Genomic DNA, 13,226 nt, shown 5'->3' with positions numbered 1-13,226 from the left:
AGGGGCTTAGCCCCTCGTTTGTTTTGTTTTTTTAGATTTCTGGAGAGTATAAATGGCTGTAGCTGCCAACAAACGCTCTATCATGACACTGTTTTCAGGTGCCGATGATTTATATAGCCATCAAGTGCGTATCGTATTGGCTGAGAAAGGGGTTACCGTTGATGTTTTACAGGTGGACCCAAGTGAAATGCCAGAAGATTTACTTGAAGTAAATCCATATAACTCTGTGCCAACGTTAGTTGACCGCGAATTAGTGTTATATGAATCTCGTATCATCATGGAATATTTGGACGAGCGTTTCCCGCATCCACCACTTATGCCTGTTTACCCTGTATCACGTGGTCAAAGCCGCTTGATGATGCATCGCATCGATACCGATTGGTACGTACTTGTTGATCGTATTCGCAATGGTGATAAAGCTGATGCTGCTCGTAAAGAGTTAACTGAAAGTTTAGTTGCATTGGCACCAGTATTTGCTGAAATGCCTTACTTCATGAACGAAGACTTTGGTTTAGCTGACTGTTATTTAGGCCCACTATTGTGGCGTCTGCCTGTATTAGGTATCAATTTAGATCCTCGTACTGCCAAAGAAATTAATGCTTATATGACCCGTATTTTTGAGCGTGAATCATTTAAAGCATCATTAACAGAGGCTGAGCGCGAAATGCGCATGGGTATGTAATGAAAAGCATTACTCCAAATCGTCCTTATTTATTGCGGGCTTATTATGAGTGGTTGATGGATAACCACTTTACGCCGCATGTTGTGGTTGATGCATTTGTAAAAGATACTCAAGTACCTCAGCAATTTGTTAAAGATGGGCAAATTGTATTAAATATCGCCACAGGTGCTGTGGTTAATTTACAAATGAATAATGACGCAGTTGAATTCAGTGCCCGTTTTGGCGGCGTACCTCAGCAAGTTTACTTGCCTATGGCATCTATTATTGCTATCTACGCGCGTGAAAATGGTTCTGGTACCGTATTTGATATAGAAGATGCTTATATTATTGATGATGAAACTAAAGTGACATCACCAGGTTTAACTTCTGTTGATACTACGATAGATAAATCAGTACCAGAAAAAACTGATGAAAAACCTAAGCGTAAAAGCCACCTCACTGTTGTAAAATAACAACATAAGGTCTACTAAAAACCAGCCCTTTGGCTGGTTTTTTTAATGGTGTTATATCCACTCAGTTGGACAGTTACATGTTGCTAATGATAGATAATTACGATTCTTTTACCTTTAATTTAGTGCAATACTTTCAAGCACTAGGTGAAGATATTGTGGTTAAGCGAAATGACGAAATTACACTTGCTGATATAGAGAGTATATCACCGACGCACATTGTGATATCACCCGGCCCCTGTTCCCCTAATGAGGCTGGAGTTTCACTCGATGTTGTTCGCCATTTTGCCGGCAAGTTACCTATTCTTGGTGTGTGTTTAGGCCATCAAGTTATTGCGCAGGTTTTCGGTGCTAATGTGGTACGCGCAAAACGGGTTATGCATGGAAAAACTAGTGCAATAAAGCATACGGGAAAAGGTTTATTTCAAGGGTTAAATCAGCCGTTAACCGTTGCTCGTTATCATTCATTACTTGTTGATGCATTGCCGGAAGGTTTTGTTCTTGATGCTTGGTTTGATGACCCCATTCATGGCTGTGAAATAATGGGCATGAGTCATCTTAATATGCCGCTTTACAGTGTTCAATTTCATCCTGAGGCAATATTGACCGAACAGGGTCATGAATTGTTGGCTAATTTTCTGCGCCAATGATGTAAAAGTAGCTTTATAATGTGATTTATAAAGTCATTCTGTTACAACTTTCCCCATAAATCTGCGCGAAATATCGTATACACTTGTGCTATAAAGTATCCCTAAAATAATAACATCATCATTATAGGGATAATTATGTCTGGTTTTGCGATCACTTCGCCTTTCATTCGTCGTTTTGCTTTTAGTGCGTTAACACTGGCACTTGTGAGTGGATGCAGTGCTACAGCACAAGCTCCTGCTCAAATTAATACCCTGAACAATAACGTATCTGTTCAAGTAGCCTTAGAGCAGCCTCCAAAAGCCGAACAGCCATTAACGTTAAACCAAATCATGGCTAACCCAGATTGGATGGGCATTTTTGCCCAAGATGCTTATTGGTCAGACGATAGCCAGTCCGTTTATTATAAACGCCAAGTCCACCAAGCGCCTGTAGCGGATTATTACCTACAAGGTGTAGCTCAAAAAACGGCTAGTAAACTAAATTTAGATCAACTGCATTTAGCCGATCAAAAAAACGCGGTACTTAATTTAGCTGGCACTAAAAAAGCCTACCTTTACCAGGGCAACCTTTTTGTTAAAGATTTAACTGATGGTGAAATTAAGCAAGTGACTAAACAAAATGCTGCCATCAGCGGTGTGCGTTTTCTTTCTAATGGTGATTTAGCTTACTGGCAGGGAAATAATATTTTTCGTTTACATCAGTCATCAGGATTGATTGAACAGATTGCTAATATCCAAATGGCAAATGAGCCTAAACTAATCCAGGATCCAAGCTCTTATATTGCTAAGCAGCAACATCGTTTAATCGAATACGTTGCACTGCAGCATGATAACGCCAAAGCACAACAACAATACCAACAACAGTTAGCGGATGCCGATCCTAGCTTTGCTGCCAAGACCTGGTATTTAGGTGATTCTGAAGTGGTTTCTGATATCAGTTTGTCGGCTGATGGACGCTATGCCATTTTGGCCTTAACTGACAAAAATTATTCCTGGCGAGCCGAGCACGACATTATGCCCAATTATCTTGGGCAAGATGGCTATGTTGATCCTGTGCCAGCGAGGTCTAGGGTTGCCGAAGATAAATTCCCTGGTCAACGTTTAGTATTATTAGATTTAAATGAGCATGTTAAAAAAGATATTACCATCGAAGGGCTAACGGGTTTTGATGAAGATGTGCTTGCTGACGTTAAACAAGAAAATGCAGTGGCTAAGGGTGAGAAATATGAAAGCAAAAAGTCACCACGTTTAATTCAATTAATGCAAGATTGGGAGTGGAGCCAAAGCGCGATCCAATGGCACCCAACAAAAAATAAACTGCTTGTTATGATTGAAGCCGTAGACAATAAAGATCGCTGGATAGCTTCAGTTGATTTAGATAAAGGATCCTTAACAACTGAGCATCGTTTACATGACGATGCATGGGTTAACTATAATTTTAATCAATATGGTTGGTTGCCTAACTCTGATAGCTTTTACTTTTTATCAGAAGAAACGGGTTATTCACATTTATATGTAAAAACAGTGGGCCAAAAAGCACGAGCACTGACTCAAGGTAAGTTTGTGGTTGATGATGTGACATTATCGCCAGACGCTAAGCATATTGTGTATCGGGCTAATGCCGATCATCCTGGTAGTTATAACGTTTACCGTGTAGAAATTGAATCGGGAAAAATTGAACAGTTGACTAACTGGTTTGGTACTTTATCGTATGTATTAAGTCCGGATGGGCAATCGTTATTACTTGATGCTTCGTCACTCATTAAACCTAACGAGTTGTACCTTCAGCCTATTGGTGGAAAACTTTCTCAATTAACCGATTACACAAGTGATGCGTTCAAAGCATATGCTTGGCAAGCCCCTAAAGTGGTTGCTGTGCCTTCTAATCATGGTGCGGGTGAAGTTTATGCCAGAGTGTATTTGCCTCAAGGGTTCGAGGCTCAGGGCGCAGACAAATACCCCGCCGTAATTTTTAATCATGGTGCGGGTTACCTGCAAAATGCCCATTATGGCTTTTCAGGATACTTCCGTGAATTTATGTTCCACAATATGTTAGCGCAACAGGGCTATGTAGTGATGGACATGGATTTTCGTGGTTCGAAAGGTTATGGCCGCGACTGGCGCACAGCTGTTTACCGTAATATGGGTACCCCTGAAGTTGAAGACTTAAAGGATGGTGTATCTTGGATGACAAATAACGCCAATGTTAATGCGGCTAAAGTCGGTACTTATGGCGGTTCATACGGTGGCTTCTTAACCTTTATGGCACTATTTAATGAACCAGAGTTATTTCAGGCAGGGGCTGCATTACGTCCTGTAACGGATTGGGCACATTATAATGCGCCGTATACCTCTAATATCCTCAATACACCGGATATCGACCCTATTGCCTATGAGCGTAGTTCGCCAATAGAACATGCTGATGGATTGCAAAAACCGTTATTGATTATGACAGGTGTATTGGATGATAACGTTTTCTTCCAAGATAGCGTGCGCTTGGTGCAACGTTTAATTGAACTTGAAAAACCGATGTTTGAAACGGCAATTTATCCTGTCGAACCCCATGGTTTTAAACAGCCATCAAGCTGGTTAGATGAATATCGTCGAATTTATAAACTATTTGAACAAGAGTTAAAGAAATAACCTTGGTTAATCAAATTAAGGCTTCCTTTAGGAAGCCTTAATTTTTATTATGTTACCTATGATTAATTACAGGATTTATTTGAGTGACAGTATCGACAGCAGGTGGCGTTCGTCCTGGTAAATTGATTGAAATTGAACGACGTCTATATCAACACCTTATTGTTGGCAAGCATACAGCGGCCGCCATGGAGGATGATGCTAATGAAAAACTGGAACAAGATGCCAATAAATTGGAAATCGAGCGTAAAGCTATTCAGCTTAGGTTAGATAAGCAGGCAGAAGCTAAAGCTATTTATAAGGCTATTTCTGCTCAACTTGTCGATACAGTGAATAATGCCCTCGAACATAAGCTAACCAACCTTGACAGCTTGTTAGCCAGCTCAGGTATACAAGATAGTCAAATTTTATTGCTCGATTTACTGCTAGAAAAAGATCCTAATATTAATCGTATCCGGCCTATTATAGCTAGCCTTCCTTGGTTAACGAGGGATCTTGTTACCTTAATAAATAGTCCTGCATCCACACATAGACGTCCTAAAAACTCAGATGTACAGGTCACGGATATTAAATTGATATTGAATTATATCGGTTTAGAAAACTTACGTTTATTGATCCCCTATTTTTGTATCAGAAATTGGCTACCAAGTGGCCATGCCAATCTACTTTGGACAACCCGAAAGTTATGGCGATACAGCATGATTACCGCTATTGCTGCGCAAGCGTTAGCGATATTGCATAACCGTCCAACACATATCAGCTACACCTGTGCACTTTTGTATCAATTAGGCACCTCAGTTATTTTATCTAATAGCGCGCGTTTATTTGAAAAGTATTGGGGTACCTGGCTGAGAGAGGCTAGTGGTAGTCGCGATAAAGAAGTTTATGATGCTGTGATGGCGACAGAGTTTCCTGCGCAGCAAGTATTTAACCAAGTTATTGATCATGGACATCACTTAAACTGGCAATTACTTGAACAGCTAGATTTTGAACAAAGCTCGATTACCAAAGTCTTAAAAGAATTAGATCAAGATTATCATTTTAATGAGTTATCGATTGATGCATCTATCGTAGCCAAAGCAAGTTGCTTTGCTAAAATAATATTATTAGAAGAACATCAATTACTCGCACCACAAGAGCGAAAAGTGATGCTTGATTATTATGAATTTAGTCAACAAGAAGTGATCCGTCTAAAAGCGCAAAACTACCGTAAGTTAGATCTAACTTAATTCGCTTCGTCTACCCAAGCACAATGCATATAACAATGTTAATAGTGTGTAATTATGCACAATTGACCAATTGTGCCGTTAAAAACAGTCAAATAACTTTTTTTATGACTACTTATGCTGTAAAGCCCCTATTAAAGCGCTTCGTTTAGTCATTTTTATCAATCTTTATTCAGTTTTAGACGCGTCTTAACAGAAGTTAATTGTTGATAACTGGTATTTTGATCACATTTTCGTTAATAATAACTAATACTGTATACAAGCAGTCGTCGTTTCAAGACTATATAACAAAGAAAACGACGATATATAGCGGCTTTGCGGCCGTTTACACAAAATGAAGGATGAAATGGAATGACTGTTGAAATGAATCTTAACCGCGCCCAATTTGATGAAGTCATGGTGCCTAATTATGCGCCTGCAGCGGTAATTCCCGTTAAAGGTGAAGGTAGCCGTGTTTGGGATCAAAACGGTAATGAATTTATCGATTTTGCTGGTGGTATAGCAGTTAACTGTTTAGGACATTGTCATCCTGCATTAGTGTCAGCGTTAAAAGAGCAGGGCGAGAAACTGTGGCATTTATCGAACGTGATGACGAACGAGCCAGCTTTAGCGTTAGCTACAAAATTAGTTAACGCTACGTTTGCTGAACGTGTTTATTTTGCAAACTCTGGTGCAGAAGCAAACGAAGCGGCTTTAAAATTAGCACGTCGTTATGCTTTAGATAACCACGGGCCACAAAAAGATCAAATTATTGCCTTTGATAAAGCTTTCCATGGTCGTACTTTTTTCACCGTCACTGTCGGTGGTCAAGCGGCTTATTCAGATGGTTTTGGTCCTAAGCCACAAAGTATCACTCATGTACCATTCAATGATATCGCAGCATTAGAAGCCGTTGTTTCTGACAATACCTGCGCCATCATGCTTGAACCTTTACAAGGCGAGGGCGGTATTATCAATGGCGATCCTGAATTCTTAAAAGCGGTTCGCGCACTAGCTGACAAGCACGATGCATTGGTCATTTTTGATGAAGTGCAAACAGGTGTAGGTCGTACTGGTGAATTATTTGCTTATATGGGTACTGATATAGTGCCTGATATTTTAACCAGTGCTAAAGCATTAGGTGGCGGGTTCCCAATCGCAGCTATGCTAACAACAGCTAAAATTGCCGCACACCTTAAAATAGGTACCCACGGTTCAACATACGGTGGTAATCCATTGGCTTGTGCTATAGGTAATGCGGTAATGGATGTCGTTAATACCAAAGAAGTCTTAGACGGTGTAAAACATCGTGAACAGTTATTCCGTGATGGTTTAGCGGTAATTAATGAAAAGTATCACGTATTTAGTGAAGTCCGTGGTAAAGGTATGTTGTTAGGTGCTGTGCTAAACGAAAAATATGAAGGTCGTAGCCGTGATTTCTTAGTCGCGTCAGTTGCAGAGGGGGTTATGACCCTTATGGCTGGTGCCAATGTGGTTCGTTTTGCTCCATCACTGGTTATCCCAGAAGCTGATATCGCTGAAGGTTTAGCGCGTTTTGAACGTGCTGTAGCCAAAGTGGTTGCAGGTTAATACAAAAGGAGTGCAGCTTGCTGCGCTCCTTTTGTTTGGGTAAGTGTTAGATAGAGGCGTTTACTTTAGTTGTTAACGCCTTATCCATCTTGCACCATGAGGAGATTTAGATGTTAATCATACGTCCGATCCGTGCCAACGATTATCAAGCGCTCTACGATATTGCTGTAGAGTCTGGACACGGATTTACTTCTTTACCAGTAAATGAAGAATTACTGCGTTCGAAGATTGCAAGGGCTGAATCATCTTTTTCCAAAGACGTTAATAAGCCTTTTGATGAAAGCTATTTAATGGTTCTTGAGGACACAAGCACACAACAAGTTGTAGGTACTTGCGGTATTGAAGCCGCAGTGGGTATGGAAGATGCATTCTATCATTACCGACTAGGTACAGAGGTCTATCATTCACAACAAATTGCTGTGCGTAACGAAGTTGAAACCCTGACGTTATGCCACGATTACACTGGTGCAGCAGAATTATGTACTTTGTTTTTAAAGGATGCATACCGCAAAGGCAATAATGGTCGCATGCTATCGCGTTCACGATTTTTACTGTTGGCGCAGCATAAACACCGCTTCGGTGAGACTGTGATTGCTGAAATGCGTGGGGTCAGCGATGACAAAGGTGACTCGCCTTTTTATCAGTGGCTACAGAAGCATTTTCTTGGCATTGATTTTGTTGAAGCTGATTACTTATCAGGTTTAGGTAAAAAAGCCTTTATGGCCGAAATGATGCCGCGCAACCCAGTTTATGTGTGCTTACTGCCTAAAAAAGCCCAGAAAGTGATTGGTGAAGTACATCACAACACCAAGCCAGCTTTGCGTTTACTGCAAGCTGAAGGCTTTAAGTTTAGGAACTATGTCGATATTTTTGATGGTGGCCCAACGGTTGAATGTGGATTGAACGATATTAAGTCGGTTAAACGCAGTCGTTTATTAACCGTTGAAATTGGCAAAGCGCATCATACCGACACCCAATTCATAATTTCAAATACTAAACTAGCAGATTATCGCGCAACCGCGGCAAAGCTAAAAGTATCTGATGAGCACGATAATGTTGTTCTATCACCAGAACTTGCCCAAGGGCTAATGGTGGAAGACGGTCAACAAATTCGCGTGCTTTCATTATAGGAATATACGATGACTCAATTTATTCAAGGTAAATGGTTAGCTGGCGAAGGCCATGATGTGCAATCAATTAACCCAGCCAACGGCGAAGTTATTTGGCACGGCAAAACAGCCACTGCAGCTCAAGTAGACAGCGCGGTTGACGCCGCACGTGCTGCACAGTTTGATTGGTTTATGCTAGGCTATCAAGGCCGTTTAGCGATTGTTGAAGCTTACCGTGATCAGTTAGAAGCCCATAAAGCTGAAATGGCTGAAACTATTGCCCAAGAAACGGGTAAACCACAGTGGGAAACCGCGACAGAAGCAGCCGCTATGATTGGCAAAATTGGTTTGTCAGCTAAAGCCCATGACAAGCGCACTGGCACTGAGACCAATGATTTACCCGCAGGTCGTGCAGTATTACGTCATAAGCCTCACGGTGTTGTTGCTGTGTTTGGCCCGTATAATTTTCCTGGGCACTTACCTAATGGTCATATCGTACCGGCCTTATTAGCGGGTAATACTGTTGTATTCAAGCCATCTGAATTAACGCCTAAAGTCGCTGAGTTAATGCTAAAGTGCTGGGAAAAAGCAGGCTTACCAAAAGGGATTATTAACCTGGTTCAAGGTGAAGTTGATACCGGTAAAGCACTTGCTTCTCACCCTCAAATTGATGGTTTATTCTTTACAGGTAGTTCACGAACTGGTCATATATTGCATCAACAATATGCCGGTCATCCAGGTAAAATATTAGCCTTAGAAATGGGCGGTAATAATCCGTTAATCATTAAAGGCGTTAGCGATACTAAAGCGGCAGTTCACGATATTATTCAGTCAGCCTATATTTCATCAGGCCAGCGTTGTACTTGTGCTCGTCGTTTATATGTTGAAACAGGTGCTCAAGGCGATGCGTTAATTGCTGCACTTATCGTTGCTGTAAAACAAATTAAAGTCGGTGCCTGGAATGCTCAGCCACAGCCATTTATGGGATCAATGATCTCTGAAACGGCAGCGCGTGGCATGGTTGCTGCGCAAGCGACATTGCAATCTTTAGGTGGCGTGTCCTTGATTGAACTGAAACAAGTTGAAGCAGGTACGGGCATTGTCTCTCCTGGTTTGATTGACGTATCGGCGATAGCCAAACTGCCAGATGATGAGTATTTTGGACCTTTACTGCAGTTAGTTCGCTACAGTGATTTTGATGAAGCAATTCGTCTTGCAAATGATACCCGTTATGGTTTGTCAGCTGGCTTATTAGCTGACAGCAGAGAAGATTACGATTACTTCTTAGCGCGTATTCGTGCAGGCATTGTTAACTGGAACAAACAAATTACTGGTGCTTCTGGTGCTGCACCGTTTGGTGGTATTGGTGCTTCAGGTAATCACCGAGCTAGCGCATTCTATGCTGCTGATTACTGTGCTTACCCTGTGGCTTCGATGGAAGCTGATAGTGTCAGTTTTCCAGCGAGTTTAAGCCCTGGTTTATCGATTTAACTTTAGTCAGATTTTTAGACAAAGTTCCAGCGCGCTTTAAGCAAATACTTGAAGCGCAATTAGCGTGATTTAACAGATTCTTATTGCCCGACCTCAATTAAGATCTGCTTTTTAGAAGGATTTTACCATGCATACTGACGTCAATTCGTTATTTGCGGCTATCTGGCAAGACTATATAAAAATGACCCCATCAGCAGCCAAAATTCACCAATTGCTGAGTAAAGGTGCGCCGATCATTAATGATCATATCGCTCTGCGTACGTTTAACATTGATAAAGTGAATCTTAGTGTGCTGGCCAAGCATTTTACCTCTATTGGTTATGTTGATTGCGGTGACTACAAGTTTGAGCAGAAAAAGCTGATAGCGAAGCATTTTGAACATCCAGATCCAAGCCAACCTAAAGTGTTTATTTCTGAATTGTTAGTGGAAGAGTTTAGCCCTGCGCTGCAACAAACCATTAAAGGCTTTATTGAGCAGATTGATGTTGCTGCAACCGTTGCAGATAACTTCATCTATTCAGGCCGTCACTGGCAGCTTGATAAAGCCACTTATCAAGCATTACTGGCTGAAAGTGAATATGCGGCCTGGGTTGCTGCTATTGGTTATAGAGCAAACCATTTCACAGTATCAATAAATGATTTACCAGAGTTTGAGCGCATCGAAGATGTGAACCAAGCTTTGAAAGACGCAGGCTTTTTACTTAATGCTTCTGGTGGTGAAATCAAAGGCACACCTGAAGTGTTATTAGAGCAATCTTCTACCATGGCAGATAAAGTGGTTGTTAGCTTTACCGATGGTGATGCAGAAATTCCAAGTTGTTTTTATGAATTTGCCCGCCGTTATCCAATGGACAATGGTAAGCTATATACTGGATTTGTTGCGGCGTCTGCTGATAAGATTTTTGAAAGTACTAATGCGATGATGTAATCGATATTCGGTTTACTAAAAGCCTCACTTTGTGAGGCTTTTTTATGTCCAGCGTTTGTGCGCTTATTCGGTTTTAGATTGCTGGCTTATTGAGTGGAATAACAATGGATACCGCCAAGCCGCTTAAATGTTCACTGGCGTTAAATTGCAGCTGAAAGCCATACTGCTCGCAAATTTCCTTCACTATAGATAAACCTAAGCCATGGCCCATAACATCCTCGTCTAAGCGTTTTCCTCTGGCGGTTAACAAAGCTAATTGATCTTGTTGTACGCCTGAACCGTCGTCTTCGACTGTGATAGTAATTGAATGATTGTGCTGTTTTTTTAATGATAATTGCACACAGGAATCTGTCCATTTAAATGCATTATCAAGTAAATTACCAAACAGCTCCATTCCATCCTCACGGTGAATAGGAATACGTGATAACTGTTGCGGGTTATGAATATTCTCAATCACAGTTTTATGCCGATACACTTTTTTAAGGGTATTCAGTAAACTGGTAAAATCTTTATCGACAGTCATTTGAGCGGCAGGAAGCATATCGCCGGTGACTCTTGCAGCAGCAAGCTTTCTTTCAATCATTTTTCTGATTTGGTCTAACTGCTGTTGCATTGCTATTGCCGCATCTGGATCTGTTAATCCTAAGGCTTCTACTTGCTGCTGCATAATAGCTAAGGGGGTCTTTAACCCGTGGCTTAAGTTACCTAGATTGTTACGGCTACGTTCAATCTGTTTGGCGGTATAGTCGAGTAGCTGGTTATAGGTTTCTGCTAAGGGTTTTATTTCTGAAGGTATATGTTGAGTCTCTAGGGCGCTGATTTCCCCTTGGCGTAATTTGGCTAACGACTGCTGTATCTTTTTTACCGGTTTAAAAGACTGACGTAGAATAATAAAAATACCCGCTATCATTGCCAATAGCATACCAATATTAATTGCCAGTTTAGTGCCAAAAACCTCACTAAATACCCGCCTACCTATGCTTAAATCCTGGGCCACGGTTAATGTGGCCGTATTAGGGGTGTCATCAGATCCAATGCCAATAGATAGCAACTGCATATCGTTATTTTTCGGGCCTTTTGCCTGCCAGACACGTTTTTGTGAATCGGCTAATGGTTCTATTTCTAACTCAACGTCCCACAGTGAGCGAGACCTAATCACCTGGTTTGGTAAATTAAGTTGGAAATAACGGCCTGAATAGGCTGGTTTGTAAAAACTAGACAGTTGTTGATGATCGATCTCTATTTGACCATCTTGTAATCGAGTGGCCAGAATGACATGTTCAAGATCTTCTTCTAAGCGGTTAATAATAGAATCGTGAAATGCTTCTCTAAGCATAGATTCAAACAATATTAATCCAATAATCGTGCTTAATATGATTAACCCGGTTAACCATAGGCTGAGCTTAGAGCGAATCGAGATCATTGTTCGATTATGCCATGGAAGATATATCCCTGTCCTCGGCGTGTTTCAATCGCTGTTTTACCCAGTTTTTTGCGCAAGTGAGTCACATAGACTTCTACCACATTACTTTCTTTTTCATCGTCAAATTGATACAACTTATCGGTTAGCTGTGTTTTTGATAGTAATTTTTTGGGTGACATCAGAAATATTTTAAGCAGCCTGAATTCCATTGCTGTTAGTTCAAACTCTTGATCCGCCACAATCACTTTTTGCTCGTTTTCATCTAATGTAATACCTGAGTAGCAAAGCTGTTTTGAGGCAGTATTTGCTCGGCCATGGGCACGGTTTATCAGTGCTTGTATGCGAGCAAGTAATTCTTGAGTATGGAATGGCTTGCCAAGGTAATCGTCCGCACCAGCATTAAATCCTTCTACTTTCTCGTGCCACTGTGATCGTGCTGTGAGCATTATTACTGGTGTGACTATGCCTTTTTCACGCCAACTAGTGATAAGATTTAACCCATTTCCATCGGGTAAACCAATATCGAGTATCACACAATCATATTGAGTTTCTTTGATAAGATAGTCAGCTTCAACCGCTTTATCTGTTACATCGGTAACATAGCCGGCTTGTTTAAGTTGCTTTTCTAATTCAGCCACTAAAAGTGGATTATCTTCAACGAGTAGCAGTTTCATGTTGCGTGCATTCACTAGGTAATTGAGTTAACGAATTTAGAGTACCACTTTGTGCATCAAATTGCAGATTTACAGTGTGGCCTTGTTTTAATTTTAGCTGTAAATTATACCGCCACTTATCTTTTTCTTGAAATAATTGTGCATCTACTAGCTGAACATCACAATATTGAGCTAGCCAGTTAAGGCATTCATCTAAAGAACGTATATGGCCTGCACTCACCAGTTTTTGAACATGATTATGGTCTGCCTCATACAAGGTTTGAGTATTATTGAAGTTAGCGTTTAATGTGCTAAGGCTGAATAAGCCAATAGTGATAAACATGGACATACTCTCTCCAAGGCATAAAAAAAGTGGTGTGCAGATAAACTGACACCACTTTAATAA

General features: G+C 40.9%; 12 protein-coding genes. 9 read left to right on the top strand and 3 right to left on the bottom strand.

Annotation, left to right across the window (positions count from 1 at the left end):
- Positions 1-52 precede the first annotated feature (52 nt).
- The 9 genes from sspA to ACRWQM_RS15075 all read left to right on the top strand — a co-directional run bounded on the left by sspA (position 53) and on the right by ACRWQM_RS15075 (position 10,744).
- A complete protein-coding gene (sspA, locus tag ACRWQM_RS15115; protein ID WP_226411205.1) occupies positions 53-682 on the top strand; it encodes a stringent starvation protein SspA in 630 nt (209 codons plus the stop codon).
- The gene (locus tag ACRWQM_RS15110) at positions 682-1,134 is read left to right on the top strand and encodes a ClpXP protease specificity-enhancing factor (RefSeq protein ID WP_434928262.1); all 453 of its coding nucleotides are present in this window, start codon (positions 682-684) and stop codon (positions 1,132-1,134) included. The genes sspA and ACRWQM_RS15110 overlap by 1 nt, the downstream gene beginning before the upstream one ends.
- Before the next feature lie 77 nt (positions 1,135-1,211).
- Complete coding sequence (locus ACRWQM_RS15105) at positions 1,212-1,781, top strand: anthranilate synthase component II (protein WP_434928263.1); 570 nt, start codon at positions 1,212-1,214, stop codon at positions 1,779-1,781.
- 135 nt (positions 1,782-1,916) lie between these two features.
- Entirely contained in the window at positions 1,917-4,424 is a 2,508-nt protein-coding gene (locus ACRWQM_RS15100; protein WP_434930517.1) for a prolyl oligopeptidase family serine peptidase, read from the top strand.
- An 83-nt stretch (positions 4,425-4,507) separates the two neighbouring features.
- Positions 4,508-5,650, top strand: a complete 1,143-nt coding sequence (locus ACRWQM_RS15095) for an HDOD domain-containing protein (RefSeq protein WP_434930516.1) — start codon at positions 4,508-4,510, stop codon at positions 5,648-5,650.
- Between the two features lie 348 nt (positions 5,651-5,998).
- On the top strand, positions 5,999-7,216 hold the full coding sequence (locus tag ACRWQM_RS15090) for an aspartate aminotransferase family protein (protein ID WP_434930515.1): 1,218 nt from the start codon (positions 5,999-6,001) through the stop codon (positions 7,214-7,216).
- A 110-nt stretch (positions 7,217-7,326) separates the two neighbouring features.
- On the top strand, positions 7,327-8,346 hold the full coding sequence (astA, locus tag ACRWQM_RS15085) for an arginine N-succinyltransferase (RefSeq protein WP_434928267.1): 1,020 nt from the start codon (positions 7,327-7,329) through the stop codon (positions 8,344-8,346).
- A gap of 9 nt (positions 8,347-8,355) precedes the next feature.
- Entirely contained in the window at positions 8,356-9,816 is a 1,461-nt protein-coding gene (astD, locus tag ACRWQM_RS15080) for a succinylglutamate-semialdehyde dehydrogenase (protein ID WP_434930514.1), read from the top strand.
- 127 nt (positions 9,817-9,943) lie between these two features.
- Complete coding sequence (locus tag ACRWQM_RS15075; RefSeq protein ID WP_434930513.1) at positions 9,944-10,744, top strand: DUF1338 domain-containing protein; 801 nt, start codon at positions 9,944-9,946, stop codon at positions 10,742-10,744.
- A gap of 73 nt (positions 10,745-10,817) precedes the next feature.
- Here ACRWQM_RS15075 and ACRWQM_RS15070 read toward each other — a convergent pair whose 3' ends face one another.
- From ACRWQM_RS15070 to ACRWQM_RS15060, 3 genes are read right to left on the bottom strand one after another with little or no spacing between them, the layout of a single operon-like run.
- Entirely contained in the window at positions 10,818-12,167 is a 1,350-nt protein-coding gene (locus ACRWQM_RS15070) for an ATP-binding protein (RefSeq protein WP_434930512.1), read from the bottom strand.
- On the bottom strand, positions 12,164-12,841 hold the full coding sequence (locus ACRWQM_RS15065; protein ID WP_434930511.1) for a response regulator: 678 nt from the start codon (positions 12,839-12,841) through the stop codon (positions 12,164-12,166). The genes ACRWQM_RS15070 and ACRWQM_RS15065 overlap by 4 nt, the downstream gene beginning before the upstream one ends.
- Positions 12,822-13,169 (bottom strand): PepSY domain-containing protein, encoded by a 348-nt coding sequence (locus ACRWQM_RS15060; protein ID WP_226411183.1) that lies wholly within the window; start codon positions 13,167-13,169, stop codon positions 12,822-12,824. Before ACRWQM_RS15060 ends, ACRWQM_RS15065 begins: the two co-directional genes overlap by 20 nt.
- Positions 13,170-13,226 lie beyond the last annotated feature (57 nt).

The organism is Shewanella sp. HL-SH5, from assembly GCF_051163755.1.
In the GTDB taxonomy this organism is placed as follows: Bacteria; Pseudomonadota; Gammaproteobacteria; order Enterobacterales; family Shewanellaceae; genus Shewanella; species Shewanella glacialimarina.
Note: the sequence above shows the minus strand (reverse complement) of the source record. Positions and strands in the feature narration are given on the sequence as shown.

Excerpts from the sequence above, each read along its gene's own strand:
- ACRWQM_RS15090 (WP_434930515.1), top strand. The coding sequence starts at position 5,999 with ATGACTGTTGAAATGAATCTTAACCGCGCCCAATTTGATGAAGTCATG.
- ACRWQM_RS15105 (WP_434928263.1), top strand. The coding sequence starts at position 1,212 with ATGTTGCTAATGATAGATAATTACGATTCTTTTACCTTTAATTTAGTG.
- ACRWQM_RS15065 (WP_434930511.1), bottom strand. The coding sequence starts at position 12,841 with ATGAAACTGCTACTCGTTGAAGATAATCCACTTTTAGTGGCTGAATTA.
- ACRWQM_RS15110 (WP_434928262.1), top strand. The coding sequence starts at position 682 with ATGAAAAGCATTACTCCAAATCGTCCTTATTTATTGCGGGCTTATTAT.
- astA (WP_434928267.1), top strand. The coding sequence starts at position 7,327 with ATGTTAATCATACGTCCGATCCGTGCCAACGATTATCAAGCGCTCTAC.
- ACRWQM_RS15060 (WP_226411183.1), bottom strand. The coding sequence starts at position 13,169 with ATGTCCATGTTTATCACTATTGGCTTATTCAGCCTTAGCACATTAAAC.
- sspA (WP_226411205.1), top strand. The coding sequence starts at position 53 with ATGGCTGTAGCTGCCAACAAACGCTCTATCATGACACTGTTTTCAGGT.
- astD (WP_434930514.1), top strand. The coding sequence starts at position 8,356 with ATGACTCAATTTATTCAAGGTAAATGGTTAGCTGGCGAAGGCCATGAT.
- ACRWQM_RS15070 (WP_434930512.1), bottom strand. The coding sequence starts at position 12,167 with ATGATCTCGATTCGCTCTAAGCTCAGCCTATGGTTAACCGGGTTAATC.
- ACRWQM_RS15100 (WP_434930517.1), top strand. The coding sequence starts at position 1,917 with ATGTCTGGTTTTGCGATCACTTCGCCTTTCATTCGTCGTTTTGCTTTT.
- ACRWQM_RS15075 (WP_434930513.1), top strand. The coding sequence starts at position 9,944 with ATGCATACTGACGTCAATTCGTTATTTGCGGCTATCTGGCAAGACTAT.